We start from the raw sequence: 24,376 nt of genomic DNA, 5'->3' as shown, positions 1-24,376 counted from the left end.
GACAGTTATTTAAAATGTTAATTAGAATCGTCTTGGAGTTCGTCTTCAGGACGATTTTTTTTTGTATCATTTTTTAAAGCTTGCCAAAAAGCAAGAACTAACAAGCCACCAAAAAGTGTAAATAATAAAGCTTTAATGATAAAATAATCCAATACCTCAAACATTCCGGCTGTAAAAAAACCAAAAGCTACAATAGCAACAAATAGAAGTGCTAAAGAATTTTTGTTTAAAGAAAAGAGTTTCATATACCAGTGTAATTGCTTGGTGATATCGCTTTTAATTCAGATTTAATAGTATCTGAAACCTCTAAAGTATCTATAAAATTTGATATAGATGTTTTGGTAATTGCTTCGTTGGTTCGTGTTAAACCTTTTAAAGCTTCATAAGGGTTAGGATAGCCTTCACGACGCAATATCGTTTGAATCGCTTCCGCAACAACAGCCCAATTGTTATCTAAGTCTTGTTCAAATTTAGAAGCATTTAAAAGTAACTTGCCTAAGCCTTTCAGGGTAGATTTAAAACCAATAATTGTGTGCCCAAACGGTACACCAACATTTCTTAAAACTGTACTATCTGTTAGATCTCGCTGTAATCTAGAGATTGGTAATTTAGCAGCAAGATGTTCAAAAATAGCATTGGCGATACCTAAGTTACCTTCACTGTTTTCAAAATCTATTGGATTAACTTTATGTGGCATGGCAGAGCTACCAACTTCACCTTTTTTAATCTTTTGTTTAAAATAATCCATAGATACGTATGTCCAGATATCTCTATCTAAATCTATGATAATAGTATTAATGCGCTTTAAAGTATCAAACAACGCAGCCATATGGTCATAGTGCTCTATTTGTGTTGTAGGGAACGAATGTTGTAAACCTAACTTTTCTTGTACAAATGCAGTTCCAAAGGCTTTCCAATCTACATTAGGATAAGCTACTTTATGAGCATTAAAGTTACCTGTAGCACCACCAAATTTAGCAGCACTTGGTACATCGTTTAAGAGATTAAACTGCTCCTTCAATCTTACCACAAAAACATCAATCTCCTTACCTAAGCGTGTAGGTGATGCAGGCTGACCATGTGTTCTGGCCAACATTGGTACAGCTTTCCATTCTTCAGCTAATTCTTCAATCTTTTTGAGTAAGGTTAAGTATTCAGGAACATAAACATCGTTCATGGCTTCCTTAATACTAAGTGGAATTGCAGTATTATTAATATCTTGAGATGTAAGCCCAAAATGAATAAATTCTTTATGGTCAGATAAGCCTAGGGCATCAAACTTTTCTTTGATGAAGTACTCAACTGCTTTTACATCATGGTTGGTTACTTTTTCAATGTCTTTTATGGCAGCAGCATCAACTGGTGTAAAATTTTTGTAGATGTTTCTTAAATCTTCAAAAACACTAGATGAAACAGATTTTAGTTGAGGTAAAGGCAACTCGCAAAGTGCAATAAAGTATTCAATCTCTACTAAAACACGATATTTTATTAAAGCTTCTTCAGAAAAATAATTACCCAAAGCCTCTACTTTAGATCTGTATCTTCCATCTATTGGTGAAATTGCGCTAAGTGCTGTAAGTGCCATTTAAGTCGGTTTTTAAGAAGCATCAAAGATAGCAAAGTTAGATAGAAGCACGAAGGCAGGACGCAAGAAGTTTTTTGAGATTAAATATTTTATTTTTTTGAATTTATTTTTTTCAGAATATGTCTTGCTCTGGCTTTAAAACCTGAACTTTGCATCTGAAAATCGCGTTCTAAAATTATGGCGAGTTCTGGGTGAATCCAATCGTATTCTGTGCCTAGTAAATAAAGCGAATTCATAGAGTAGGCTTTAGGTGCAATTTTTTCGTCATTAATCATCCAATCAAAACAAGCTTCAATAATTTTTTCTTTGTGAGATTCGCTTAAATGTTGTTTTATCTTTGTTTCATGTTTTCCGTAGTAAGCAGTTATTAGATATTCACAGATTTTAGCCATTGGTCGTACCGCAGGATCTAGGTGTACTTTTGAAATGTTTTCTGTAAAGGTGTCTAAATGAGGAATGATAGCTTCGAGATTTTCACCACACATAAACTCAAACACCCAAGCTGCTCTGCACGAAATTTTATCATCTACATCAAACAAAATTTCCAAAAGTGGTTTTACCAATTCAGGTTGGCTTAAAACTAAATTAGCATAATAAAGACGTTTTTCACGCGAGTGGTTAACGTAATTTAATTCCTTATAAAGTTGTTCTTTTGTCAATTTTATTTGATTAATTTTAGATTTCTAAATTAATCAAAAATGAAAATTTTAAAAAGAATCGCTTTATTACTTCTTGTTGTTTTTATAATTGCTCAATTTTTTGGACCAGAAAAGAATGATGGAGACCTTGCTACGGTTGAAGCATTTATTGCAGATACCAACCCACCTGAAGATGTAAAATTAATTTTAAAAAATGCGTGTTTCGACTGTCATAGTGACCATACGCGTTATCCTTGGTACAGTAATATTACACCAGTTAATTATTGGATGGCTGACCACGTAAAGCATGGAAAAGGAGATTTTAATGTTTCTAAATGGAACGACTATTCTGATAAAAGAAAAGACCATAAGCTCGAAGAACTTGCCGAGGAAGTAGAAGAAGGTCATATGCCATTGCCAAGCTACACCTGGACGCATAGCGATGCTAAACTCAACAAAGAACAGATTGAAGCCATAGAAGAATGGGTAAAAATGGCTAGAATTAAGTATGCATTTTTAAAAGAACCACAGTAATTAGTTTTCAGTAAGCAGTAAGCAGTAAGCAACATTTTAGTTTGAAACAGTTACTAATCATCGGATTTGTATGGCCAGAACCCAAAAGTTCAGCAGCTGGTAGCAGAATGCTACAACTTATTGAGCAATTTCAAAATCAAGGTTGTAAAATTACATTTGCTTGTGCTGCCAAAATTTCTGAGAATACGTTTGATTTAAAAGCTTTAGACATAACCACTCAGCCTATTAAATTAAACGATAGTTCGTTTGATACTTTTATTTCTGAGTTAAAACCAGATATGGTTATGTTTGATCGGTTTATGACCGAAGAGCAATATGGCTGGCGTGTGGCTGAGCACTGCCCAAATGCTTTACGTATTTTGGATACTGAAGATTTTCATGGTTTACGAAAGGCTAGGGAACTAGCTCTAAAAGAAGATGTTGAGGTTACTGTGGCACATTTACAAAACGACACAACCAAACGCGAAATTGCCAGCATTTATCGTTGCGATTTAAGCTTAATAATCTCTGAAGCCGAAATTGAAATCCTCACCGAGCAATTTAACATTGACAAAAGCTTATTACATTATTTACCATTTCTACTCCAACCTGTTGCTAAAGATGCTATAAAACAATTGCCTGTATTTGAAGAACGGCAACATTTTATAAGCATTGGTAACTTTTTGCATCCACCAAACTATGATGCAGTTTTACATTTAAAACAAAGCATTTGGCCATTGATAAGACAACAACTTCCAAAGTCAGAGCTACATATTTACGGAGCTTACGAATCTCAAAAAGTAACACAACTACATAACGAAAAAGACGGATTTTTAATTAAAGGGTTTGCAGAAGATGTAAACGATGTAATGCAACAAGCAAAAGTATGTTTAGCTCCATTGCGTTTTGGCGCAGGACTAAAAGGCAAACTCGTAGATGCCATGCAAAATGGTACACCTTGTGTTATGTCTAGAATTGCTGCAGAAGGTATGTTTGATAATGGGTCAAAAGATGAGTGTCACACTGAGCGCAGTCGAAGTGTCTTTGTAAATGGATTCATTACAGATGATCCAAAAACTTTTACACAAAAAGCAGTAGAACTCTATACCAAAGCAGAAGTTTGGAAAGACAAACAACATAATGGTTTAAAGGTTTTAAATCATCGTTTTGATAAATCTAACTTCAAAGATGAGTTTGCGCAAAAAATTGAAGCATTAACCTTAAATTTAAAAAGCCATCGTCAAAACAACTTTATTGGTAATATTCTACAGCATCAAACTTTACAAAGTACTAAGTATTTGAGTAAATGGATTGAGGAAAAGAATCGTTGAGGTTTCGTTATCGGGTTTTGTGTATGGTAACTTTACGTAGAAATTCGGTAGAATTTCGAAGTAGGAATCAATAGCTTGGTTAATAGATTAAATTTACAAATTTGCTTTGTCGTAGCATTGGATTATAGTCGATGTTAGCAAACGTTTTTATTCAATGATTAACTAAATTTTTTTTAAAAGTTTTAAGTAAATCTAATTTCTTGCTATTCCAATTTTTAATGTTGTAACGTTCAGAAACAATTATAGTTTTTCTTTTTCTATTTTTAAGTAGTTTGGCTTGTTTTTTAAGCTTTATTTCATAATAATACATGTGAGCATTACCAAGCCCTTTTTCTTTTACATTAAACTCTTTTATATTGTTTAATTCTAATAACTCACCATTTTGTAGATAAACTTTTCCTTTTTCATCTTTGTATAAGGTGTCTGGAATACACATAAGATTTATTATAGGCCTAAGACCAATGAAAAATGAAGCTATTGGAACAAATAATAAATTAATTGCTATTAGAAACTTATAGAAACTTCCATCATTATTCATAATTAACTCTATTGTAAATCCAAAAAGATTGACAAAGACAAGAGACCAGAATACAGTATAAAAAAAGTCATAAAACCAATTATACGATATTCGAGTCTTTTTCATATTATAAGTTGTAATGTTTGCTAACGTTTGGGATATGAATCCGTTTCAATTATTTATATCCACCGATAACGAAGTTCGACGAAAATTTTCAGAAAATCAAGGGAGATAAAAGTTTTATTAGAATCCTAAACTCCAATTAGCGATAAGTTTTATGGTATTGGTCTTTGTTTAAGATATACTACTGTAATCAAACTTTGCGATATCAGATATGCCAAAATCATCTCTTAGTTCAATTGATAACGTTTGTCTATCATTTAGCTCAAAATTCATTCCTATACCAAAAGAAATCCCTAAATCATCTTCTTCAAAAAGGTCATTAAAATCAATATCACTTATATCCTCTCCATTGTCTTTGTTTATCATTTTGTTGTTTACATCTAGTAAACTGTTATAGAAGATACCTCCATTTACAAAAAACTCGTTTTCAAAACCAAAATATACTCGTAGTAGCACAGGTATATTTAAATATCTAAATTTTGTTGTATCCTCAATTTCCGCAGTTTCAAAATTTGTAAAAAAACCAATAATAGTTATGTATTCAGACTTAAAGGATTTTTCTTCATAGTTTACATTGCTCAGTATTGAAAACGTCTCATTGATTTTATACTCTAATGAAATGCCTACAAAAAAGTTAAAGTTTGAGTCGTATTTTTCTGCAAATTCATCGCCTCTCAAACTGCTATAGTTTGGACCTGCGTTAATACCAGCTTTAAATTTATGTATTTCATTATTTTGCAACTCTTGCGCTATTAAGCCATTTGAAAACAAAAAAATTAAAATTATTAAAGTATAGATACGATGCATGAAGCGTGATTTAATTTGATGATAAGTGTTGAATTAAACTGAAATAAGATATAGATTTAAAGTTGGTGTTAAATGTCGTTGAAATATTTAAAACTCCAAAGTTAATTGTTAAAAGTCTTGTGTAAAATTAAAATGTAAAGTATATTTGTCATATGGTAAAAATATTTTTACTAATTATAAAATATATTTGTCAATTATGGATAAGAGAAGTTTTGTTGAGTGTGAGCGTCAACGCATACAAAAATTATTAGATTTTAGATTGCCAATGTCTTTTAAATGGGTAGGTGTGGTATTATTAGTTGTCGCTTTTGTACTGTTTTTTGTAAGGAAGCAATTTCCTGAGCATGCTGAAATAATCAGAGGTATAGGACGCACCATCTTTATAATTGGTTTATTGTGTGTTTCCTTAGCACGAGATACAGAGGAAGACGAAATGACTATTGCCTTAAGGGCACAATCGTACGCTATCGCCTTTATTTTAGGAGCTATATATGCTATTATAATGCCTTATGTAGAGTTTGGTGTTTCTAATATAGTTAGAGAAGAAGCCCAAGCTTATAAACAACTTGGTGATTTTCAGTTATTGAGTTTTATGTTCTTAGTGCAATTAGGTTTTTATTATACCCTAAAACGCTTTAGATAATGGAAAATACAATAAAAGTAGAGCGTGCAATTTTAAACCTTACTCAAGGCGATTTAGCCGAAAAAATAGGTGTGTCTCGCCAAACTATAAATTCTATTGAAGCCAATCGTTATGTGCCCTCTACGGTTTTGGCTCTAAAGCTCTCTAAGGTTTTTGGTAAACCAGTAAATGATTTTTTTAAGTTAAGCGATAATGATTAATTTTTTAGTGTTTTGATGACTTTTATATAATTCTTCGATGTGATAGTGTATAACCAAAAATTAACACTATTATGAAAGCTAAAATTAAATCATTAATTCTCTTTACACTATGCTTTATTGTTGTATCATGCTCTTCTGATGATGAAGGGAACGTTACACTAACACCAGAAGGACAATGGCTTGTTAGTTCACTTTTAGTAGAATCTTCTTTTGATTTTGATGGTGATGGTACAGCGTCTAGAGACCTATTTGCTGAAACTTCTTGCTACGATGGTAATTACATAGAGTTTTTTGAAACAGGTAATGTTACTATTGATATAGATTTTACATACATTTTTGTAGATAATAATAATGAACAAGATTTTGAATGCCAAAATGGTTTTGGATTAACATCTAGTTGGATGCAAAACGGAAATACAATTACAGTTGAAAATGATGACGAGCAAGGTGATATTGTGGGCACTATATCTGGCAATACATTAACAGTTACAATACCTAATGGTTTTGAGATAGAAACTTATGACGCAATAAACGATCAAGTTATTGAGGTTTATGAAGATTTCACTATTGTATTTACTAAAATGGGTAGCTAATGTTTAGATTCCTTAATTTTTAGATTTACTTACAGGATTTATAATAAAGCCATCTTCAAAATTTATGATTTTTTCAGGTTTTAAGTGAAAAAGCAAATCTTCTTTACTCATTAAATACCAGCGTATGCTCATTTTATCAAAATATATAACTTGTGCTTTACCTGCTAAAATATCTGTTTTTAAACTATTTATTTCTGTCTCGTAATTTAAATTGCTCTCGTTAGTGCCAGGATTAATTTTAAAAGGTATAGATTTTATTTTTAAGTTTTTGTCAGTATTAAACTTTATAAAATCACTAGCATTTGTATATGTAGTGCCTTTATAAGATGTTATATGCTCTTTGATTACAGAAGTGTACGCTTGATAATCTTTTCCGGTATATCCAAATCCATTTTTGTACATATTGTACCACACATCTGCAGATGTGCTTATGCTAAACAAGAGTAATAAGCTTAAAACAAAAGTGTTGTTCCATTTTACCGAATGTAATGATAGGCTGTGTATTGTGTAACCAACAATAAGTAAAATAAACATAAATATAGGTGATAAAATTCTGGTGTCTATAGGTGTGTGGGCATCAAAAAAGGAAATAGAGAAAAGGATAAAGACTACATAGGTAATAACAATGATAAAAAGTTCTTTGGTATTCTTTTTTACTGTATTTATAAGTTTAGAAAAATTAGCTTTACTCTTATATAAATAATAACCAATTAAAGGAATAATAAGTAAAATTAATGCAGCTGTAACCATGTTATTGGTAACCCAAGGAACCATAGCTTTAAATGAAGATACTATTTTTTGCATAGGTACAAAGTGCACTACAAATGATCTCACCTTTGTTGGGTTAGAGCCAAGACCTGAGTAGAATATCCAAAGTATTAAGCCTAAAATAATGGGTAATAAATAATAAACAATATTCAAAAGCCTTTTGCCAATAGTTTTGTTTTTAATTAGCAGAAGATTAATTAAAAAACCACCAATAATACCTATCGCTGCATATCTTGTCATAAAAGCTAGAAAACAAGTACTTCCAAACAGTAGTAATACTAATAGACTATTATTTTTTTTCCATTTTAAGTACAGCAGAAAAGCCAGATTGATAAGCAAAATAAACTGCAATTCTGACCAAAAATAAAAGGAGACTGTTAAAGGTCTGGAAAACAAAAACGCAGCTAAAAGAAAACTTTCAGTAATGAGGCCAAATCCTATTTCTTTTAATATTAAAAAGAAGATAAATCCAACAACTATATATAAAAACAAGTTAAGGTATTTACCAGATTGAAGTATACTCAATCCTGTAATTTTACTAGAGGTAGAAAGCATAAAAGCGTATCCAACAGGATAGTGTGTTACAGGAGTGTTATCTATAACAAAGCCTTTACCATTAGAAAGATTCTTTGCAGCTTCTATATATTTAACAGAGTCTGGAGTAACACCCAAATTGTTCTCATTTACAGTAAAAAAATATAAACTAGAAATAAAAACAATTATGATGAAGTGTATATATTTTGTCATCTATTATAGCTTTAAAAGCCCATATTTTAAGATGCAGTAGATAGCATGAAAACCATCTTTCCAACCAATTTTTTTGCCCTCATCATAAGTTCTTCCATAGTAAGAAATCCCTACTTCGTAAACTCTAATCTTTGCAACTCTAGATATTTTTGCAGTTACTTCGGGTTCAAAACCAAATCTTTTTTCTTTTAATTTGATGTTTTGTATGATTTCGGTTTTAAAGAGTTTATAACATGTTTCCATATCTGTTAAGTTCAGGTTTGTAAACATATTGGATAAAAATGTAAGGAACTTATTGCCTATAGTATGCCAAAAAAATAGAATTCTATGTGGCTTGCTTCCCATAAATCTAGACCCATAAACAACATCTGCTACACCTAGCAAAACAGGTTTCAGTAAATCATTGTATTCATTGGGATCATATTCTAAGTCTGCATCTTGAATAACTAAATACTCACCTGTTGCATTTTTTATTCCTGTATGTAAAGCGGCACCTTTTCCTTTGTTTACAGAATGTTCATAGTAGCTTATATTCAAATTGTTTTTAGAAATGTAATCTTTTATTATTTCCTCGGTATTATCGGTAGAACTGTCGTTTACGATTATAACCTCTTTTTCAATTCCATTACTAAGTTCTACAGTTTCTATCTTCTCTAATATTGCATTAATTGTAGATGCCTCATTATATGCAGGTATTATGATAGAAAGTTTATTTATCATCAATTCTAATTTTCTGTAAATCTAGTTTAAAATATTCAGAAAATCCCTCATACCTTCTGTAGCGGTTTTAGCAATTACATTTATGTTTTGATTGCGAACCAAAGCAGGTCTTGGATCTATATAGTAAATAGGAGTTTCATCAGTAACATAGTGCATTAATCCAGCCGCAGGATATACTTGCATACTTGTACCAATGATTAAGAGTATATCTGCTGATAAACAAATTTCAACAGCTTTTTCTATCATGGGTACATCTTCACCAAACCATACAATATGAGGTCGTAATTGGTAACCATTTTCGCAGGTATCACCTATGTTAATATCGTCCGTCCAGATTTTGATATCTCTAGGATTACCTGTGCTTCGTACTTTTTTTAATTCACCATGAAGATGTACCACATTGGTACTACCAGCGCGCTCGTGCAAATCGTCTACGTTTTGGGTGACAACAGTAACTTTGTGACTGGCTTCTAACGAAGCTATAGCTTTATGAGCTTGGTTAGGCTGAACTTCCTTAAGTTGTCTTCGTCTTTGGTTATAGAAGTCCAAAACAAGCTCAGGATTTTGTCTAAAACCTTCTGGTGAAGCCACTTTCATTACATCGTGTCCTTCCCAAAGTCCATCATGGTCTCTAAAGGTTTTTACACCACTTTCTGCACTCATACCAGCACCTGTTAATACAACAATGTGTTTTTTCATAGATTAAAAATATAAAATATACTGTCATTGCGAGCGTAGCGTGGCAATCTTTTAGATTGAAATACTATTATTATAAGATTACCACGTCTTTCGTTCCTTATTGCTCGCAATGAGACTTCAGTTTTAATTTAGGTTCATTATTTTTGAATCATGTCAGATTTAAAACTTTTAGAACATCTAGAATCCTATCTTACAGAAAGCCGAAGAGCGCGTTTTAAAAAAGTCCTAGCTCAGCGTACTAAGTATTTTACTGTAGCTACAGAAGATGTGTATCAGTTGCATAACACCAGTGCCGTCATTCGTTCTTGTGATGTGTTTGGGATACAAGAAGTAAACATTGTAGAAGAGGTTAACTCTAAACGTATAGATAGGGAAATAGCCATGGGAGCACAAAAATGGGTAGACTTAAATCGTTATCATACCACAAAATCTTGTATTGAAGATTTAAAAACTAAAGGTTATCAAATTGTGGCGACAAGCCCACATGCAGAAGATTGTGATCTTATTGATTTTGATATTACTAAACGGTCTTGTTTTTTCTTCGGAAGAGAAACAGAAGGCCTTTCTCAACAGGTTTTAGACCAAGCCGATTGTTTTTTAAAGATACCAATGGTAGGTTTTACTGAAAGTTTAAACATTTCTGTATCAGCAGCAATAATTCTTCAGCATGTTACATCAAGGTTGCGTAAATCGAATATTGATTGGCGATTAACTGACGAAGAATACATACAAAAACGTTTCGATTGGATTAAAAAAACGCTCAAAGATTACGATGCTATAGTAAAGCGCTACAATTCGCAGCATTAATTTTTGTAACTTTAAGTACTAACTAAAAAAATCAAAAATTATGATGACTGCACTTTACATCGTACTGTCAATTATTGGCCTAATTGTTCTTTTGGCACTAATTGCACCAAAAACTTACAATGTTAGCCGAAGTATTACAATAAACAAGCCCATAGGTGATGTGTTTAATTATTTAAAGTATATAAAAAATCAGGATGAATGGTCACCCTGGAAAAAGAAAGACCCAAACATGAAACAAGAATATATAGGAACAGACGCTACTGTTGGTTTTGTTTCAAAATGGGAAGGCAATAAAGAGGTTGGTACAGGTGAACAAGAGATTACCAGCATTACCGAAAATCAATCGGTCCAAAGCCAATTGCGCTTTTATAAACCATGGAAATCACAATCAGATGCTTATCTAACAACTCGTTCGGTTGGTGAAAATACTACTGAAGTGGTTTGGGGATTTAAAGGTGTAAACAAGATGCCTTCAAATATTTTCTTCTTATTCTTTAATATGGATAAAACAGTCGGGAAGGATTTTGAAGAAGGTCTCAATGATTTAAAACAAATTTTAGAATCTAAATAATTAAGTTATGGTAGGATGGTTTGAAATTCCGGTAAACGACATGTCTCGTGCTAAGGTATTCTATGAAACTGTTTTTAAAGTTGAAATACAGGAAGTAGATTTTGGTGGCTTACAGATGGGTTGGTTCCCAAATCATAATGGTAACGAAGGTGCAACAGGTACTCTGATAAAACAGGATTCATATATCCCAAGTCAAGAAGGTACCTTGGTTTATTTTATGTCTAAAGATGTACAGAATGAATTAGATAGGGTAGAAGCCGCAGGTGGTAAAATTTATCAACCTAAAACAAAAATTTCAGACGAACATGGTTTTATGGGAGTGTTTATAGATACCGAAGGCAATAGAGTAGCACTACATTCTAATGCTTAAGAATTAAGCTTTATCTTTTTTCTTCTTCTTGTTTTTGCGATCCTTACTACGCTGAATCACCTTGTATTCCTCGTAGCATTCACTTATAGCATCAAGGATTTGAAGATCATTAGCAGTATTGATAAAGTCTTTAGAATAATTACACTGATTAACAATCTCATCTAAATCGTACTTGGTAACTTGAAGTAGTACCATCAGCATTTCTCTATCAAAACGTTTGGCTAACTGATTTCTAATCTCGTCGTCTTCCTTAATCTTTTTAAGCTTGTGCATCTCGTTTGGCTTTTTACCAAACATGTTGTAAAGAAAATCGGCAGGATTAAAAATAGCACCTAAAACTTTAGTTGCTATGTTTGGTTTGCCACCTTCATAAGCCTTACCATACAAACCAGAAATACGATATTGATTGTTGTTTCTAATTGGCACTTGCTTTATATCAACCTCTAAGTAACCTGTAAGTTCAAGAGATTTTACGGTAACTTCCTCTAGTGCTAGGGCTAGTTCTGTCATTACAATTTCGGTGTTACCAAACTTTAGCCAGTCATTGGTAACTCTTACCTTAATAGACTTGTAACCTAAGTAAGAAAGGTGTAATGTATCATTAACTTTAGCTTTAATTTCAAACTTACCTTCATCATCTGTAGCTGTACCAACAACCTGATTAATATTTACAATATTAACTTCGCTTAAAGCCTCTTGGTTTGTAGAACTTTTAATAGTTCCCTTTACCGTTTCAGGTGTCTTTGTGGCAGTACTATCTTGACTATAGCTGTAAACTGTAGTGAAGCATAAAAATATAATGAGTAGGTGTCGCATAGTGTTAAATACAATGTAAAGGTAATAAACAAAACTGATTTTGCACTTTTACCCAAAAGATTTGACTAAATATTAACAACATTAATGCCATAAAAAAGCCTCTTTACCGAGGCTTTTTGTTTATTTTCTTCTAGATCTGCGTGGTCTGTCTGATGCAGAACGTCTTCCTTTTTTAGGGGATTTATCAGAACGTCTCCCATCTTGTCTTCCAGAATCATTACTGCGTCTAGAGCGTCTATCACTACGTGGTCTGTCGTTACCTTTTCGTTTTCCACCACGACCTCTGTCGCGTCTTCCGCCACCACTACGTCCTTTGTTTTCGCTGACTTCTACATTAACAAATCTACCGTTGTATTTAAAATCCGTGAAGAAAGCCAATACTTTTTCTTCATTCTCTTTTTCCGTATTGAAGAATGAAAAACTATCCTTTACATCAACTTTAAAGACATCGTCTCTTCCAAGCTCTAAAACTTCTTTTAAGAAATCCTTTAAGGACATCCAGTCATAACCATCTTTACGACCAACGTTAATGAAGTAACGTGTGTCGTTGCCAGATGATTCTCTTCCACCACCACCATTACTGCCTCCAGAATCGGAAACGGTCAAGTCTTTAGAACCTTTATAATAGTTGAAGAAGCGCGTAAACTCAACCGAAAAGAACTTCTTAATCAATTCATCCTTTTCAGTGTCTTCAAACAGTTCATTAATGCTGTCTAGGTATTTATCAATCTCGTGATTAACTTCTGTATTATGAATTTTATTAGCCAAGCTCATTAATTGCACTTCACAGATTTCTATACCAGAAGGAATGTCTTTCTTTTCAAACTGTCTTTTAATAATGCGCTCTATGCTCTTTATTTTTCTTACTTCACTCTTAGCAACAATGACCATAGAAACACCTGTTTTACCAGCTCTACCAGTACGACCAGAACGGTGTGTATAGGTTTCTATTTCGTCTGGTAATTGGTAATTGATAACGTGTGTAATATCATCAACATCAATACCACGTGCAGCAACATCTGTAGCCACAAGCATTTGTATTTGCTTGTTTCTAAACGATTTCATAACTAAGTCGCGTTGATTTTGGCTTAAGTCACCATGTAGTGCACCAGCACTGTAACCATCTTCAATCAGTTTTTCAGCAATTTTTTGGGTATCACGTTTTGTTCTACAGAAAATTACCGAGAAAATATCAGGATTAGCATCTGCCAAACGCTTTAATGCCAAATAACGGTCACGACCATTAACCAAATAATACTCATGGGAAACATTGCTTGTACTTTCGTTTTTGTTACCCACTGTAATTTCAATTGGGTCGTACATAAACTCTTGTGCAATGGTAGCCACCTCTTTTGGCATGGTTGCCGAAAACAACCACGTACTTTTGTCCATTGGTGTATGTGACAAGATATCTGTAATATCGTCATAAAAGCCCATGTTTAGCATCTCGTCGGCTTCGTCTAAAACACTGTATTGAATTTTAGAAATATCCACCAGATTACGGCTAATCATATCTTTCATACGACCAGGAGTGGCAACAACAATTTGTGCACCTTTTTTAATCTGTTTGGCTTGGTCTGTTACACTTGCTCCACCATAAATGGCAACAACGTTTAAGCCTTTACAATATTTACCATACAGTTTTAGCTCGTTGGTAATTTGTAAACATAATTCTCTGGTAGGTGAGAGGATAAGCCCTTGCGTGGTTCTGCTATTGATATCAATTTTTTGAAGCATCGGAAAACCAAATGCTGCGGTTTTTCCTGTACCAGTTTGTGCAAGCGCTACTAGGTCGCGCTCTTCTTCTAATAATACTGGAATTGCTTTTTGTTGGATTTCACTAGGTGTTTCAAATCCTAAATCTGAAATACCATTAAGAAGGTCTTCATTAAGACCAAGGTTTTGGAATGTACTCATTCTTGTTTTTAATGTATGCGATAAATTAATGTAGTGTTACATTAGAAGCGTATCGACATACTTAAACCAAAACTTCTCGTAACACACCTCACTCTGAGGTTCTCGCGTTTTATTTAATATACGCGAATTTTTGCGCAAAGATACTCTTTTATTTGAATTGGTGAGATTTAGTTGCGCTTATCGGTCTCGGCTATGAGTAGTTGCGTGGTTTAGCGGTTAACTTTGCAAGTACACACCAAACTGAAAATCCGCGAGGATTTTCAGAAGTAAGCGAGAACAAGCAATTACTTATAACCATTGTTGGCAACAGTTATTTTTTATCTATTATCTTTTTTAATTCTTGAGCATATTGAATTAATTGCCCGTTCACTCTCATCAAATCTTCTATTAAATCTTTGTACTGTGGATATTCTTGTTGAAATTCTTGTGGAGTCATTTCCATCATTTTATCTTTTTTTGATTCACTCCATGTTCTGAACCTTGCTTGCCATCTAGTTAAATGAGGTCTTAGTCCTTCGTTTAATGTTTGTGTGGCAATTCGAACTATTTCTTTTGTACTCTTATTACTTCTAATCAAATCAGCGGGAATATCACTTATAAACTCTCTTACTTTTTGAAACATAGCATACCAAGAGTTGTAAATTTCTTCAATAACATCATGGTCTTTATCAATTGGAATTGCAGCTTTTCGAGTTACTAACTCTGTCCATATTTTATGTGCAATTTGAAGGTCATTTTTATTTGGCCTAAATTCTGCTTTCCCAACATTTCCAAGATTGATATCCACCTTTACTAGGTCATAGCGTAGCTTATTCTTTAACCAAAAAAAGTACACTAAAAACAAAAGGATTAATACTAAAATTAGCCATACTGATATTTGAAGTACTAAGTTGTAGTTCTCATCAAAATATACTTTAAATATATCCATGCTTAATGTGTTATGTTATGAATATTACAACTTCTATTGTATTTCATCATTGTTTGAGCATTATTAATCAAATGATTTCGCGTTGTGCGAGCATTATACGCATCATCTATCCATTCACCTAACTGATTACCAGAACTTGGATAAACCCAATATCTTGCATAGCAATTTGTATGTCCTTGACTCCAATTTGCTTCAAGTCTAGGTGGCATATACGCAGAAGTTCCTTGACTCGGTAGAATAATTCCCATTACTCCGTTCGGTGTATAATTATCTCCTTGTCTTAATGAACTTTTTAATTCCCAATCAACATAACGTCTGCTATGGGTACAACTACCTACAAGTACAATTGTTACAGTTGTATCTTGTAAATAAAGCTCTCTAATTCTTCGCATTACATACTCAGGATTATCACTGTCAATGAAATCATCATTGTCATTAGCACCTAAAACATAGGGCGTAAAAATTCCTAATTGATTTGCGAAATAGTTAATGAAGTTATCGACTTCAGCTCTGTCTCCACGAAAATGTGAAACAAAAACTCTTCTTCTAATACCGCTCCATGCCATAATTTTATTTATTAAATTTTAAATCCAAGAAAGTTCAAATAATTCTCTGATTGCCTTTCTCTCGAGTTTCTAATTTTATTTGTTGCATTATTTCTTTTCCAGTAAGCATAGTTCACTTTACTTTCAAAATCTCTTTCAAGGTTTTTCCATTTCATAGATACTGCATATCCAGACTTAATATTATCCCTTAATCTATCAGGAATGGAATGATTTTCTCCTGGCAGATAAATAGCGAGTAAACCATTAGGTTTAAATGATTTTTTGCTATCAAAAGGATGTTGGTAGGCGCGTAATGAAGCCCAAATCTCCCAATCAATCCATTTTCTATGTCCAGTTCTTGACCCGATTAAAATAACTGTAACAGAACAAGTCCGCATTTTTGACCTTACTTTTTTATAAATAGTGTCATCAGTTAAATGACCGATATCATTTTTTAGAGAATAGTCAGAAACTTTCATGCTTTTTACAACCTTTCTTAGATTGGTTAAGTAAACTTGGTCATTATTATGGTGGTAGCTTATGAAGCAGTTTCTTGTTTTTTTCTCCATTCAGTTTTTAATTGTTGCCAACTTTAGTGATATGAGTCCGTATTAATGACTTATATCAGACGATAAGCGAAGTTCGGATTTTTTAACCAACAAGTCAATACGTAACCTTACGTATTTTTTTGATAATTAGATCTGCTTTTTAAAGCGTTGACAGTTGTATTTTTCTTGAAGGCTTCGTAATTTTTTTGAGTCCTCACAATGTTCTCCGTTATGCGTAGTGCAACAAAACTCTCCTCTAAACAAATTAAGGTTCAGTTCCATAGACTCAATAGCGTTTTGTTTGCTGCTTTCTGAGTCGTAGATAACATTGTCTTTAATGTTTTTTAGTTGTGCTTCAACTTCCTTTGCAGAAGATTCTAGTGATGCTATGTCAAAAGTCATTTGTCCGTTTTCAAACCTTATGCCTTCGCCACCTATGGCAACTTCTTCTAACTCTTTTTCAAATGCTTCAATATCTGAAGACTTAAAGTCGTTGTCCACGACTTCTTCTACAATAACTTCTTCAACTGTGATGTCAGAATTAAGTTGGTTTTTTTGCTTGCAAGATAGAACTACCAACATGAAAAGACTTATTAAATAAAGGTTTTTCATAGTATGTGTAAATAAGTTTTATTTAAAAATAGGTAATTCTTCGACAACTTATAATTTAAATATTCCCAAAGTAATTACTTATACCACTTAATATGCTTTGTACAGCATAAGAGGCTAAAATAAGTCCCATAACTTTACTTAAAACGGTAATACCGTAATTGCCAATTACTTTTTGAAGTCTATTAGCTATTAGCAATATAATACAGGTAATACCAATAACACCAAGAACAATTAGTGTAGTAATTGTTTGTTGTTTTATGGAATAGATATGATTGTTGGTCATAAGCACCACAGCCATTATAGCACCTGGTGATGCAATAGAAGGAATAGCTATAGGAAAAATAGTAACGTGCTTATAATCTGTAATGTTACTTTTTTCTTGTTCGGGTTTGCCAGCTCCAAAAATCATGGTTAAGGCAAATAAGAATAAGATAACTCCACCAGAAATCTGAAAAGCATCTAAAGACACAGACATGCCTTCTAATATAAGCTGACCTATGACAATAAAGAAGAGTAAAATTAAAAAAGCAATGATAGATGCTCTAACTGCAATTTTCTTTTTATGTTCTAGGTCAAACTCTTTTGTAGCTTCTAAATATACAGGTATAGACCCTATAGGATCTATAACTGCAAAGATTAAGAATATTGTCGATAGGATTTCGGCCATATTATTTAATCCTTTTGGCTGTTGTGGTAAAAGATAAGCCTTGTTGTCCCATAGTTGAGGTCATAACGCCTTCAAAAAGTGGTTCTGGGCAGTTGGCTGGGATTTTCCATTCAAATATAAAATTAGACCCTGTACCTCCAGAAACGTCAACTTCGTCTATGACTATTTCTGTGGTTTCCATTGGTGCAAGATAAATAGGAAAATCAAAGTACTTTCTAACAGATTTACCATGTGTGTCGTAATACTCAGCTCTTAATAGGTAAATGGTATCCTTATCGCTTGTATTTCGCATACTAACCATAGAGGTGAGATTGTGCTTAGTGTGTTCGGTTAAGCTATAGATCTGAGAGTAGATAGAAAGATAGGATTTACCATACTCTAAAGTGTCTGATGCTTTTAGTTCAATAGCTCTTTTAGACCAGTTTTCTGGATTCAACGAGGTGTTTTCCTTTTTTGTTTCGCAACTAAAAACAATAAGTGCAAGAAAAAGTATATGATGAAATTTCATAAGTATGTTATAGCGTTTTTTATTAAAAACCGTAATAATCTAAATTTATTTAAAGATAATAGTTATGGCTATTAATCCATACAATTTTTGTTAAAACTGATTCAAAAACGCAATTAATTGTGAGACTGCCTTACCACGATGTCCAATCTTGTTTTTTTCTTCTAAAGAAATCTCAGCAAAAGTTTGGGTGTAGCCTTCAGCTTTAAAAACTGGGTCATAGCCGAAGCCTTTATCACCTTGTTTTTCTGTAGTGATTTCACCTCTGCAGATGCCAGTAAAAGTTTCTAGCTTACCATTGAGGTGTAAGGCAATTACAGTTTTAAATTGCGCTTTACGAGAGGTTGCATTTTTAAGATTAGTAAGTAGTTTGTTCATGTTATCTTCTGCACTGCGTTGCGGACCTGCGTAATATGCTGTATCTACGCCAGGCTCACCATGTAATGCATTTACCTCTAAACCTGTATCATCTGCAAAACAATCGTAACCATAGTTGTCTTTTACATAACTGGCTTTTTGTTGTGCATTACCTTCAATAGTGCCAGTAGTTTCTGGAATCTCTTCATGGCAACCAATGTCTTTTAAACTCAGTAGTTGAATATGTTGAGGTACTAGCGATTGTACTTCTTTAATTTTGTTTTTGTTGTTGGTTGCGAATACAATTTGCATCTCTAATTTTTTGTTAAAAATAGATTATTAAAATGACTTCCAAAAGCTAGGAAGATTTTAATATATTTAGCTTTAGTTTATGATAATTATCAGTTATACCTCCTGTAAATTGTCGTATATTAGATAAAGGAATTATTAATTAAAACAAGTAAAATTATGACGGTAAATTTTCAATATGTAAACACAGATGTAAGTGAAACATTATCAGCGTTTACAACAGAAAAGTTAGAAAAATTAGCAGATAAATTTGAGTTCTTAATTTCAGCTCAGGTTTATATTAAACATGATGATAAAGACCACGAAGCAGGTAAAATTTGTAATATAGAATTGAGTCTTCCTGGTCCACGCATTTTTGCAACATCAAACAAAGCCTCTTATGAAATGGCAGTTAATGAAACTATTAGCGATTTAACACGTCAATTAAAAAAGAGAAAAGAAGTATTTAACACACACTAAATTGAAATAAAAACGTTTCGACGTTTAATTATAACAGAGGGTTTACTAGGTTGGTTATCTATGATGATATGGTTCGTTCTTTAAAATTGTAAACCCTCTGTATAATTGTTCTATAAAAAATAAGCGAACCATTTGATGTGAAAATGTCATTTTAGACAATCCTAATTTTCCATTGGCTCTTTTATAAACCTCTTCTGAAAATCCATAAGGGCCTCCAATAACAAAAATTAAAGTTTTTATTCCTGAATTCATGTGCTTTTGCAAGTAGTTAGAAAACGCAATAGAATCCATTTGTTTTCCATTTTCATCTAATAATATAAGCACGTCTGAATTTTGAGTTTTAGCTAAAATTAATTCTCCTTCCTTTTCTTTTTGCTGTTCTTCAGAAAGATGCTTCACTTTTTTAAGATCAGGAATTATCTCAAATTCAAATTTAATGTAATGGCTCAGTCGTTTTTTGTAATCTTCAATTAAGGTCTGAAGATTTTTATTATCCGTTTTGCCTATGGCGATGAGTTTAATATTCATATGTTTTTGTCACTTCAAGTGATTTCATTTCGATTGCTATCGAAATTAGAATTGTATCGAGAAGTCTTGTGTAGGTGGTTCTCGATACAAATTTATTCGTTTTGCTCATAAATTCACTCCAACTGACGTAAGATTTATTAAACTTTTCAAATTTCAATTCCTATTTTTACACTAAATAAAACATCTCATGATTTCAAAAGAACAATTCCAAACCGAAATAGATTTAATTATTGCCAATGCCATTAGAGAAGATGTAGGAGATGGCGATCATAGTTCTTTGGCTTGCATACCAGCTTCAGCTACCGGAAAAGCTAAACTTTTAGTAAAAGACAACGGTATTGTTGCTGGTATTGAATTTGCTAAACAAGTCTTTGCTTACGTGGATAAAGACATGAAAGTTGAAACACTTATTGAAGATGGAAGTAAAGTGAAGTATGGAGATATTGCATTTTATGTAGAAGGGTCTTCGCAGTCTATTCTTAAAGCGGAGCGTTTGGTGCTTAATGCTATGCAACGTATGAGTGCTATAGCAACTAAAACCAGAAAGTTTGTGGATTTATTAGAAGGTACAGGAACCAAAATTTTAGATACTCGAAAAACGACTCCAGGTATTAGAGCACTTGAAAAATGGGCTGTAAAGATTGGAGGTGGAGAAAACCACAGATTTGCACTGTATGATATGATTATGTTAAAAGACAATCATATAGATTTTGCAGGTGGAGTGACAAAAGCTATTAACTTAACCAAGCAATACTTAAAAGATACCAATAGAGATTTAAAAATTATTGTTGAAGCACGTGATCTTGAAGAAATTAAAGAAATTTTAGATTGTGGTGGAGTGTATCGTATTCTTATAGATAATTTTAATTACGAAGACACCAGAAAAGCTGTGAAATTAATAGGAGACCAATGTCTTACAGAATCCTCTGGTGGCATAAATGAAAAAACAGTAAGAAATTATGCCGAGTGTGGTGTAGATTATATTTCATCTGGTGCATTGACACATTCTGTTTATAATATGGATTTAAGTTTAAAAGCAGTCTAGAAAAACGAAAAGTCTAATTATCTAACCGTCTAAGTAGTCTAAATCTCTAAATTTGAATGACAAAACACATAGAAGATAAACTTGATAAAATACCTGTAATTAATTTAGTGGTTCGCTTTTTTAAGCAAATCCGATTACCAGGTTTTGAAGGTTTATCTATCTACGACTTGTTAGAACTCTATGTAATGGGTATTGTAAAAGGTGCGCTTACAACTAGAGCCAGTGCCATTGCTTTTAGCTTTTTTACGGCAATATTTCCGTTTTTACTGTTTGTAATTATTTTAATGCCATACATACCAATTGATGGATTTCAGGTAGAATTTGAGCGTTTTCTAAACGATTTTTTACCACCACAAACCTCAGAGTTTTTCTTTGCAAACATTTTTGAAAATATAAGTGGAGGCTCAGGAGCTGGACTTTTGTCTTCAGTTTTTTTGTTATCTATGTTATTAATGGCAAATGGTGTAAATGCAGTGTTTTCTGGTTTTGAAAATTCGTATCATGAGCAGTTAACGCGTAATGTGTTTCAACAATATATGTATGCGCTTGGCGTAGCATTAATTTTGGTGGTTTTAGTACTCTTAACTGTAGCTTTTTTCGGATACACACAAATCTATATTATAACACCATTAAATGATGCTTTAGAAACCGAAAAAGCAACAGCAGAGCAATGGATTGCAATTGTAAAGTATCTTTTTTTTATACTTATGGTCTATCTAGCCACAGCCACTTTATATTACTTTGGTACTAAGGAAGGGAGGCATACTAGATTTTTTTCAGTAGGCGCATTATTAACTACTTTACTTATTATTCTTACCTCTTATCTCTTTGGTATTTATATTGATAATTTTTCGCAATACAACAAGCTGTATGGCTCTATTGGAGCTCTGCTAATCTTATTGTTGTACCTATGGTTAAATGCTAATATTTTGCTTTTAGGTTATGAGTTAAATGCGTCATTAAGATTACTGAGTAAAATAAACAACAATAATAGTAAAGCTAATTAAAACTGTTTCAGAGAATATTAGATGACCTATTTTCTAGATGTCATATTGCCAATACCGCTTCAAAAAGCCTTTACCTATCATATAACTGAAGCCGAAGCTCAATTTATAAAGCAAGGAATGCGAGTTGCTGTGCCTTTTGGTAAAAGCAAAATCTACACGGCATTAGCGTATAAGATTCATACCAATCCACCTACAGCATATGAAGCAAAAACAATTCATCAAATATTAGATGAAGCGCCTGTTGTAACTCAATTACAATTAAAACATTGGGAGTGGATTGCGAGTTACTACATGTGTAGCTTGGGTGAAGTAATGCGAGCAGCAATGCCAAATGCTTTTATCATAGAAAGTGAAACTGTTCTTGTTAAAAATGAAAGTGTAGAAGTGTCCGAAGCAGATCTAAAAGATGATGAGTTTTTAATCTACGAAGCCTTGCAGTATCAATCGTCCTTAAAGATTGAAGATGTGGTTTCTATTTTAGATAAAAAACGAATTCTACCTGTAGTAAATTGTTTAGTAGAAAAAGGTGTGCTTCATTTGCAAGAAGAACTTTACGAAAAGTATAAGCCCAAATTAGTACGCTATGTAAAGCTTCATGAATCACATAAATCTAAAGAAAAACTTCAGGAGTTATTAGAAATTTTAAGCAGAGCACCAAAACAACGTGAAGTTATTTTAACCTTGTTTACACTCGAAGCTTCAGAACAAAAACCAATAAAAGTTTCAGAATTAAGTGAACGTAGTGGAGCATCATCAGCTATTATTAAAGCACTGATTGATAAGTCTATTTTAGAAGAATACTACATTCAAACCGATAGAGTGCAGTTTGAGGGTGAAGGTGATGAGCAAACCAAGCAATTGAGTGATGCTCAAACCGAAGCACTTGAGAGCATTAAAGTTGCTTTTGAGACCAAACCAGTAACACTTTTACATGGCGTAACATCATCTGGAAAAACGGAAATCTATGTAAAGCTCATAGAAGAGCAGCTAAATTTGGGTAAGCAAGTATTATATCTACTTCCTGAAATTGCTTTAACAACGCAATTGGTGCAACGTCTTCAAGATTATTTTGGCGAAAAGGTTGCGGTTTTTCATAGTAGATATTCAAGTAACGAGCGGGTTGAGGTTTGGCAAAATTTAAAGAACAATTTAGAGAAAGCACAATTAGTCATTGGTGCACGTTCGGCTTTATTATTACCGTTTTCTAATCTAGGCTTAATTATAGTAGATGAAGAACACGAGCAATCGTACAAACAATTTGACCCAGCACCACGATACCATGCCAGAGATGCTGCTGTCGTGCTAGCTAACATTCACAAGGCTAAAACACTTTTAGGCTCGGCAACACCAAGTTTAGAAAGTTATTTTAATGCTAGTCAAGGTAAATATGGATTTGTAGAATTAAAAACACGTTTCAACAATGTGCTTATGCCAGATATTGAGCTGGTAGATTTGGCAGATAAATACAAACGCAAACGTATGAAAGGTCATTTTTCGGACCGTTTGATAGAGGAAATGACCGAGACTTTAGATGAAGGTTTTCAGATTATATTATTTCAGAATAGAAGAGGGTTTTCGCCAATAGTAGAGTGTACAACTTGTGGTAATTCACCACAATGTCCTAATTGCGATGTAAGCTTAACGTATCATCAATACAGAGACCAACTACGTTGTCACTACTGTGGTTACAATACTATAATGCTAAAGGCTTGTCAGGCGTGTGGTAATGCTACATTAGACACGAAAGGATTTGGTACAGAGCAGATAGAAGAAGAGGTAAAAGTGCTTTTTCCGGAAAGGAAAGTGGCGCGTATGGACTTAGATACCACACGAGGAAAGTATGGTTTTGAAAAAATCATCACAAAGTTTGAACAGCGTGAAATAGATATTTTAGTGGGTACACAAATGCTAACCAAAGGCTTAGATTTTAGAGATGTAAAATTGGTTGGCATTATGAATGCCGATAATTTACTCAACTTCCCAGATTTTAGAGCACATGAGCGCAGCTATCAATTAATGACACAAGTAGCAGGTAGAGCAGGCCGAACAGATATAAGAGGAAAAGTGCTAATTCAAACCTATAATCCACACCATAATATTCTGCAGCAAGTGTCTACAAACGCTTATAAAGAGATGTTTGCAGAGCAAATGAACGATAGATACAACTTTAAATATCCACCAATCTATCGTTTAATTAAAATTACTTTAAGGCATAAGGATTATAACAGAGTTAATTTAGCAGCAGATTGGTATGCTAAATCTTTACGACAAGTCTTTAAAGCAAATGTTTTAGGACCAGAATTTCCGCCAATTTCAAGAATTCGGAATTTGTTTAATAAAAACATCTTAATTAAAATTCCACAAAATCAATCGCTTTCTAAAACCAAAGAAGCGATTATAAAAATAGATAACAGTTTTAATGCAGTTAAGGATTTTAGGTCTGTGAGAGTAGTGTTGAATGTGGACAACTATTAAAAGTAAAAAATCCCAGCATTACTGCT

General features: G+C 33.1%; 30 protein-coding genes. 12 read left to right on the top strand and 18 right to left on the bottom strand.

From position 1 onward, the window contains the following. Positions 1–17: 17 nt before the first annotated feature. The 3 genes from ACXAFS_RS10255 to ACXAFS_RS10245 form a co-directional block, all read right to left on the bottom strand. Complete coding sequence (locus tag ACXAFS_RS10255) at positions 18–245, bottom strand: hypothetical protein (RefSeq protein ID WP_475306769.1); 228 nt, start codon at positions 243–245, stop codon at positions 18–20. Continuing rightward, positions 242–1,585, bottom strand: coding sequence for an adenylosuccinate lyase (gene purB, locus ACXAFS_RS10250; protein ID WP_475306768.1), 1,344 nt, complete (start codon positions 1,583–1,585; stop codon positions 242–244). The genes ACXAFS_RS10255 and purB overlap by 4 nt, the downstream gene beginning before the upstream one ends. An 89-nt stretch (positions 1,586–1,674) precedes the next feature. Further along, the gene (locus tag ACXAFS_RS10245; protein ID WP_475306767.1) at positions 1,675–2,244 is read right to left on the bottom strand and encodes an adenylosuccinate lyase; all 570 of its coding nucleotides are present in this window, start codon (positions 2,242–2,244) and stop codon (positions 1,675–1,677) included. A gap of 39 nt (positions 2,245–2,283) precedes the next feature. Between ACXAFS_RS10245 and ACXAFS_RS10240 the strand changes: the two genes are divergently transcribed. Next, positions 2,284–2,757 (top strand): heme-binding domain-containing protein, encoded by a 474-nt coding sequence (locus ACXAFS_RS10240; protein WP_475306766.1) that lies wholly within the window; start codon positions 2,284–2,286, stop codon positions 2,755–2,757. Between the two features lie 41 nt (positions 2,758–2,798). Then, a complete protein-coding gene (locus ACXAFS_RS10235; RefSeq protein ID WP_475306764.1) occupies positions 2,799–4,067 on the top strand; it encodes a glycosyltransferase in 1,269 nt (422 codons plus the stop codon). A 151-nt stretch (positions 4,068–4,218) separates the two neighbouring features. Here ACXAFS_RS10235 and ACXAFS_RS10230 read toward each other — a convergent pair whose 3' ends face one another. Both ACXAFS_RS10230 and ACXAFS_RS10225 read right to left on the bottom strand, forming a co-directional pair. Further along, positions 4,219–4,605 (bottom strand): hypothetical protein, encoded by a 387-nt coding sequence (locus tag ACXAFS_RS10230; protein WP_475306763.1) that lies wholly within the window; start codon positions 4,603–4,605, stop codon positions 4,219–4,221. Between the two features lie 273 nt (positions 4,606–4,878). Continuing rightward, complete coding sequence (locus ACXAFS_RS10225; RefSeq protein WP_475306762.1) at positions 4,879–5,514, bottom strand: porin family protein; 636 nt, start codon at positions 5,512–5,514, stop codon at positions 4,879–4,881. A 196-nt stretch (positions 5,515–5,710) separates the two neighbouring features. Between ACXAFS_RS10225 and ACXAFS_RS10220 the strand changes: the two genes are divergently transcribed. The 3 genes from ACXAFS_RS10220 (at position 5,711) to ACXAFS_RS10210 (ending at position 6,950) form a co-directional block, all read left to right on the top strand. Further along, a complete protein-coding gene (locus ACXAFS_RS10220; RefSeq protein ID WP_475306761.1) occupies positions 5,711–6,157 on the top strand; it encodes a hypothetical protein in 447 nt (148 codons plus the stop codon). Continuing rightward, positions 6,157–6,357, top strand: a complete 201-nt coding sequence (locus ACXAFS_RS10215; RefSeq protein WP_475306759.1) for a helix-turn-helix transcriptional regulator — start codon at positions 6,157–6,159, stop codon at positions 6,355–6,357. The genes ACXAFS_RS10220 and ACXAFS_RS10215 overlap by 1 nt, the downstream gene beginning before the upstream one ends. Positions 6,358–6,428: 71 nt before the next feature. Next, entirely contained in the window at positions 6,429–6,950 is a 522-nt protein-coding gene (locus ACXAFS_RS10210; protein ID WP_475306758.1) for a hypothetical protein, read from the top strand. Positions 6,951–6,962: 12 nt separating this feature from the next. Here ACXAFS_RS10210 and ACXAFS_RS10205 read toward each other — a convergent pair whose 3' ends face one another. The 3 genes from ACXAFS_RS10205 to ACXAFS_RS10195 are packed head-to-tail and all read right to left on the bottom strand — an operon-like array spanning position 6,963 to position 9,884. After that, a complete protein-coding gene (locus ACXAFS_RS10205) occupies positions 6,963–8,465 on the bottom strand; it encodes an ArnT family glycosyltransferase (RefSeq protein ID WP_475306757.1) in 1,503 nt (500 codons plus the stop codon). Positions 8,466–8,468: 3 nt separating this feature from the next. Then, positions 8,469–9,185, bottom strand: a complete 717-nt coding sequence (locus tag ACXAFS_RS10200) for a glycosyltransferase family 2 protein (RefSeq protein WP_475306755.1) — start codon at positions 9,183–9,185, stop codon at positions 8,469–8,471. Positions 9,186–9,206: 21 nt separating this feature from the next. Next, positions 9,207–9,884 (bottom strand): SIR2 family NAD-dependent protein deacylase, encoded by a 678-nt coding sequence (locus ACXAFS_RS10195; RefSeq protein ID WP_475306754.1) that lies wholly within the window; start codon positions 9,882–9,884, stop codon positions 9,207–9,209. Between the two features lie 150 nt (positions 9,885–10,034). Between ACXAFS_RS10195 and ACXAFS_RS10190 the strand changes: the two genes are divergently transcribed. The 3 genes from ACXAFS_RS10190 to ACXAFS_RS10180 are packed head-to-tail and all read left to right on the top strand — an operon-like array spanning position 10,035 to position 11,632. Next, positions 10,035–10,691, top strand: coding sequence for a TrmH family RNA methyltransferase (locus tag ACXAFS_RS10190; protein ID WP_475306753.1), 657 nt, complete (start codon positions 10,035–10,037; stop codon positions 10,689–10,691). Between the two features lie 43 nt (positions 10,692–10,734). After that, positions 10,735–11,262 carry an SRPBCC family protein gene (locus tag ACXAFS_RS10185; protein ID WP_475306895.1) on the top strand — a complete coding sequence of 176 codons (528 nt, stop codon included), beginning with the start codon at positions 10,735–10,737 and terminating at the stop codon, positions 11,260–11,262. 7 nt (positions 11,263–11,269) lie between these two features. Continuing rightward, positions 11,270–11,632 (top strand): VOC family protein, encoded by a 363-nt coding sequence (locus tag ACXAFS_RS10180; RefSeq protein ID WP_475306751.1) that lies wholly within the window; start codon positions 11,270–11,272, stop codon positions 11,630–11,632. Between the two features lie 3 nt (positions 11,633–11,635). Here ACXAFS_RS10180 and ACXAFS_RS10175 read toward each other — a convergent pair whose 3' ends face one another. The 9 genes from ACXAFS_RS10175 to ACXAFS_RS10135 form a co-directional block, all read right to left on the bottom strand. After that, positions 11,636–12,448 (bottom strand): carboxypeptidase-like regulatory domain-containing protein, encoded by an 813-nt coding sequence (locus ACXAFS_RS10175; RefSeq protein WP_475306750.1) that lies wholly within the window; start codon positions 12,446–12,448, stop codon positions 11,636–11,638. 120 nt (positions 12,449–12,568) lie between these two features. Further along, on the bottom strand, positions 12,569–14,365 hold the full coding sequence (locus ACXAFS_RS10170; RefSeq protein WP_475306749.1) for a DEAD/DEAH box helicase: 1,797 nt from the start codon (positions 14,363–14,365) through the stop codon (positions 12,569–12,571). Positions 14,366–14,675: 310 nt separating this feature from the next. Further along, the gene (locus ACXAFS_RS10165) at positions 14,676–15,293 is read right to left on the bottom strand and encodes a hypothetical protein (RefSeq protein WP_475306748.1); all 618 of its coding nucleotides are present in this window, start codon (positions 15,291–15,293) and stop codon (positions 14,676–14,678) included. Positions 15,294–15,295: 2 nt separating this feature from the next. Then, the gene (locus ACXAFS_RS10160) at positions 15,296–15,859 is read right to left on the bottom strand and encodes a TIR domain-containing protein (protein ID WP_475306746.1); all 564 of its coding nucleotides are present in this window, start codon (positions 15,857–15,859) and stop codon (positions 15,296–15,298) included. Positions 15,860–15,870: 11 nt separating this feature from the next. Next, the gene (locus ACXAFS_RS10155; protein ID WP_475306745.1) at positions 15,871–16,407 is read right to left on the bottom strand and encodes a TIR domain-containing protein; all 537 of its coding nucleotides are present in this window, start codon (positions 16,405–16,407) and stop codon (positions 15,871–15,873) included. 126 nt (positions 16,408–16,533) lie between these two features. Then, a complete protein-coding gene (locus tag ACXAFS_RS10150; RefSeq protein WP_475306744.1) occupies positions 16,534–16,968 on the bottom strand; it encodes a hypothetical protein in 435 nt (144 codons plus the stop codon). An 85-nt stretch (positions 16,969–17,053) separates the two neighbouring features. Then, positions 17,054–17,665, bottom strand: a complete 612-nt coding sequence (locus ACXAFS_RS10145) for a MarC family protein (RefSeq protein WP_475306742.1) — start codon at positions 17,663–17,665, stop codon at positions 17,054–17,056. 1 nt (position 17,666) lies between these two features. Further along, the gene (locus ACXAFS_RS10140) at positions 17,667–18,173 is read right to left on the bottom strand and encodes a DUF3124 domain-containing protein (RefSeq protein ID WP_475306740.1); all 507 of its coding nucleotides are present in this window, start codon (positions 18,171–18,173) and stop codon (positions 17,667–17,669) included. A gap of 90 nt (positions 18,174–18,263) precedes the next feature. After that, positions 18,264–18,839, bottom strand: a complete 576-nt coding sequence (locus ACXAFS_RS10135; RefSeq protein WP_475306739.1) for a non-canonical purine NTP diphosphatase — start codon at positions 18,837–18,839, stop codon at positions 18,264–18,266. 156 nt (positions 18,840–18,995) lie between these two features. Here ACXAFS_RS10135 and ACXAFS_RS10130 point away from each other — a divergent pair, with 156 nt between their 5' ends. After that, positions 18,996–19,295 (top strand): HPF/RaiA family ribosome-associated protein, encoded by a 300-nt coding sequence (locus ACXAFS_RS10130; RefSeq protein WP_475306738.1) that lies wholly within the window; start codon positions 18,996–18,998, stop codon positions 19,293–19,295. Positions 19,296–19,349: 54 nt separating this feature from the next. On the opposite strand, the gene rlmH is transcribed toward ACXAFS_RS10130, so the two are convergent. After that, positions 19,350–19,823 carry a 23S rRNA (pseudouridine(1915)-N(3))-methyltransferase RlmH gene (gene rlmH / locus ACXAFS_RS10125; RefSeq protein ID WP_475306736.1) on the bottom strand — a complete coding sequence of 158 codons (474 nt, stop codon included), beginning with the start codon at positions 19,821–19,823 and terminating at the stop codon, positions 19,350–19,352. 187 nt (positions 19,824–20,010) lie between these two features. On the opposite strand from rlmH, the gene nadC reads away from it, so the two are divergent. Genes nadC through priA form a run of 3 tightly spaced genes read left to right on the top strand, consistent with a single transcriptional unit; the run spans position 20,011 to position 24,350 of the window. Further along, entirely contained in the window at positions 20,011–20,868 is an 858-nt protein-coding gene (gene nadC / locus ACXAFS_RS10120) for a carboxylating nicotinate-nucleotide diphosphorylase (RefSeq protein ID WP_475306735.1), read from the top strand. A 56-nt stretch (positions 20,869–20,924) separates the two neighbouring features. Continuing rightward, positions 20,925–21,875: a YihY/virulence factor BrkB family protein gene (locus ACXAFS_RS10115; protein ID WP_475306734.1), complete on the top strand. Its 951-nt coding sequence runs from the start codon at positions 20,925–20,927 to the stop codon at positions 21,873–21,875. Between the two features lie 21 nt (positions 21,876–21,896). Continuing rightward, positions 21,897–24,350, top strand: coding sequence for a replication restart helicase PriA (gene priA, locus ACXAFS_RS10110; protein WP_475306732.1), 2,454 nt, complete (start codon positions 21,897–21,899; stop codon positions 24,348–24,350). Positions 24,351–24,376: the final 26 nt, after the last annotated feature.

This window comes from Winogradskyella sp. ABM4_392, from assembly GCF_056160445.1.
Note: the sequence above shows the minus strand (reverse complement) of the source record. Positions and strands in the feature narration are given on the sequence as shown.

Bases quoted from the DNA above. Each gene is read 5' to 3' on its own strand.
- ACXAFS_RS10255 (WP_475306769.1), bottom strand. From the start codon at position 245: ATGAAACTCTTTTCTTTAAACAAAAATTCTTTAGCACTTCTATTTGTT.
- purB (WP_475306768.1), bottom strand. From the start codon at position 1,585: ATGGCACTTACAGCACTTAGCGCAATTTCACCAATAGATGGAAGATAC.
- ACXAFS_RS10240 (WP_475306766.1), top strand. From the start codon at position 2,284: ATGAAAATTTTAAAAAGAATCGCTTTATTACTTCTTGTTGTTTTTATA.
- ACXAFS_RS10230 (WP_475306763.1), bottom strand. From the start codon at position 4,605: ATGAATAATGATGGAAGTTTCTATAAGTTTCTAATAGCAATTAATTTA.
- ACXAFS_RS10225 (WP_475306762.1), bottom strand. From the start codon at position 5,514: ATGCATCGTATCTATACTTTAATAATTTTAATTTTTTTGTTTTCAAAT.
- ACXAFS_RS10220 (WP_475306761.1), top strand. From the start codon at position 5,711: ATGGATAAGAGAAGTTTTGTTGAGTGTGAGCGTCAACGCATACAAAAA.
- ACXAFS_RS10215 (WP_475306759.1), top strand. From the start codon at position 6,157: ATGGAAAATACAATAAAAGTAGAGCGTGCAATTTTAAACCTTACTCAA.
- ACXAFS_RS10210 (WP_475306758.1), top strand. From the start codon at position 6,429: ATGAAAGCTAAAATTAAATCATTAATTCTCTTTACACTATGCTTTATT.
- ACXAFS_RS10205 (WP_475306757.1), bottom strand. From the start codon at position 8,465: ATGACAAAATATATACACTTCATCATAATTGTTTTTATTTCTAGTTTA.
- ACXAFS_RS10200 (WP_475306755.1), bottom strand. From the start codon at position 9,185: ATGATAAATAAACTTTCTATCATAATACCTGCATATAATGAGGCATCT.
- ACXAFS_RS10195 (WP_475306754.1), bottom strand. From the start codon at position 9,884: ATGAAAAAACACATTGTTGTATTAACAGGTGCTGGTATGAGTGCAGAA.
- ACXAFS_RS10190 (WP_475306753.1), top strand. From the start codon at position 10,035: ATGTCAGATTTAAAACTTTTAGAACATCTAGAATCCTATCTTACAGAA.
- ACXAFS_RS10185 (WP_475306895.1), top strand. From the start codon at position 10,735: ATGACTGCACTTTACATCGTACTGTCAATTATTGGCCTAATTGTTCTT.
- ACXAFS_RS10180 (WP_475306751.1), top strand. From the start codon at position 11,270: ATGGTAGGATGGTTTGAAATTCCGGTAAACGACATGTCTCGTGCTAAG.
- ACXAFS_RS10175 (WP_475306750.1), bottom strand. From the start codon at position 12,448: ATGCGACACCTACTCATTATATTTTTATGCTTCACTACAGTTTACAGC.
- ACXAFS_RS10170 (WP_475306749.1), bottom strand. From the start codon at position 14,365: ATGAGTACATTCCAAAACCTTGGTCTTAATGAAGACCTTCTTAATGGT.
- ACXAFS_RS10165 (WP_475306748.1), bottom strand. From the start codon at position 15,293: ATGGATATATTTAAAGTATATTTTGATGAGAACTACAACTTAGTACTT.
- ACXAFS_RS10160 (WP_475306746.1), bottom strand. From the start codon at position 15,859: ATGGCATGGAGCGGTATTAGAAGAAGAGTTTTTGTTTCACATTTTCGT.
- ACXAFS_RS10155 (WP_475306745.1), bottom strand. From the start codon at position 16,407: ATGGAGAAAAAAACAAGAAACTGCTTCATAAGCTACCACCATAATAAT.
- ACXAFS_RS10150 (WP_475306744.1), bottom strand. From the start codon at position 16,968: ATGTTGGTAGTTCTATCTTGCAAGCAAAAAAACCAACTTAATTCTGAC.
- ACXAFS_RS10145 (WP_475306742.1), bottom strand. From the start codon at position 17,665: ATGGCCGAAATCCTATCGACAATATTCTTAATCTTTGCAGTTATAGAT.
- ACXAFS_RS10140 (WP_475306740.1), bottom strand. From the start codon at position 18,173: ATGAAATTTCATCATATACTTTTTCTTGCACTTATTGTTTTTAGTTGC.
- ACXAFS_RS10135 (WP_475306739.1), bottom strand. From the start codon at position 18,839: ATGCAAATTGTATTCGCAACCAACAACAAAAACAAAATTAAAGAAGTA.
- ACXAFS_RS10130 (WP_475306738.1), top strand. From the start codon at position 18,996: ATGACGGTAAATTTTCAATATGTAAACACAGATGTAAGTGAAACATTA.
- rlmH (WP_475306736.1), bottom strand. From the start codon at position 19,823: ATGAATATTAAACTCATCGCCATAGGCAAAACGGATAATAAAAATCTT.
- nadC (WP_475306735.1), top strand. From the start codon at position 20,011: ATGATTTCAAAAGAACAATTCCAAACCGAAATAGATTTAATTATTGCC.
- ACXAFS_RS10115 (WP_475306734.1), top strand. From the start codon at position 20,925: ATGACAAAACACATAGAAGATAAACTTGATAAAATACCTGTAATTAAT.
- priA (WP_475306732.1), top strand. From the start codon at position 21,897: ATGACCTATTTTCTAGATGTCATATTGCCAATACCGCTTCAAAAAGCC.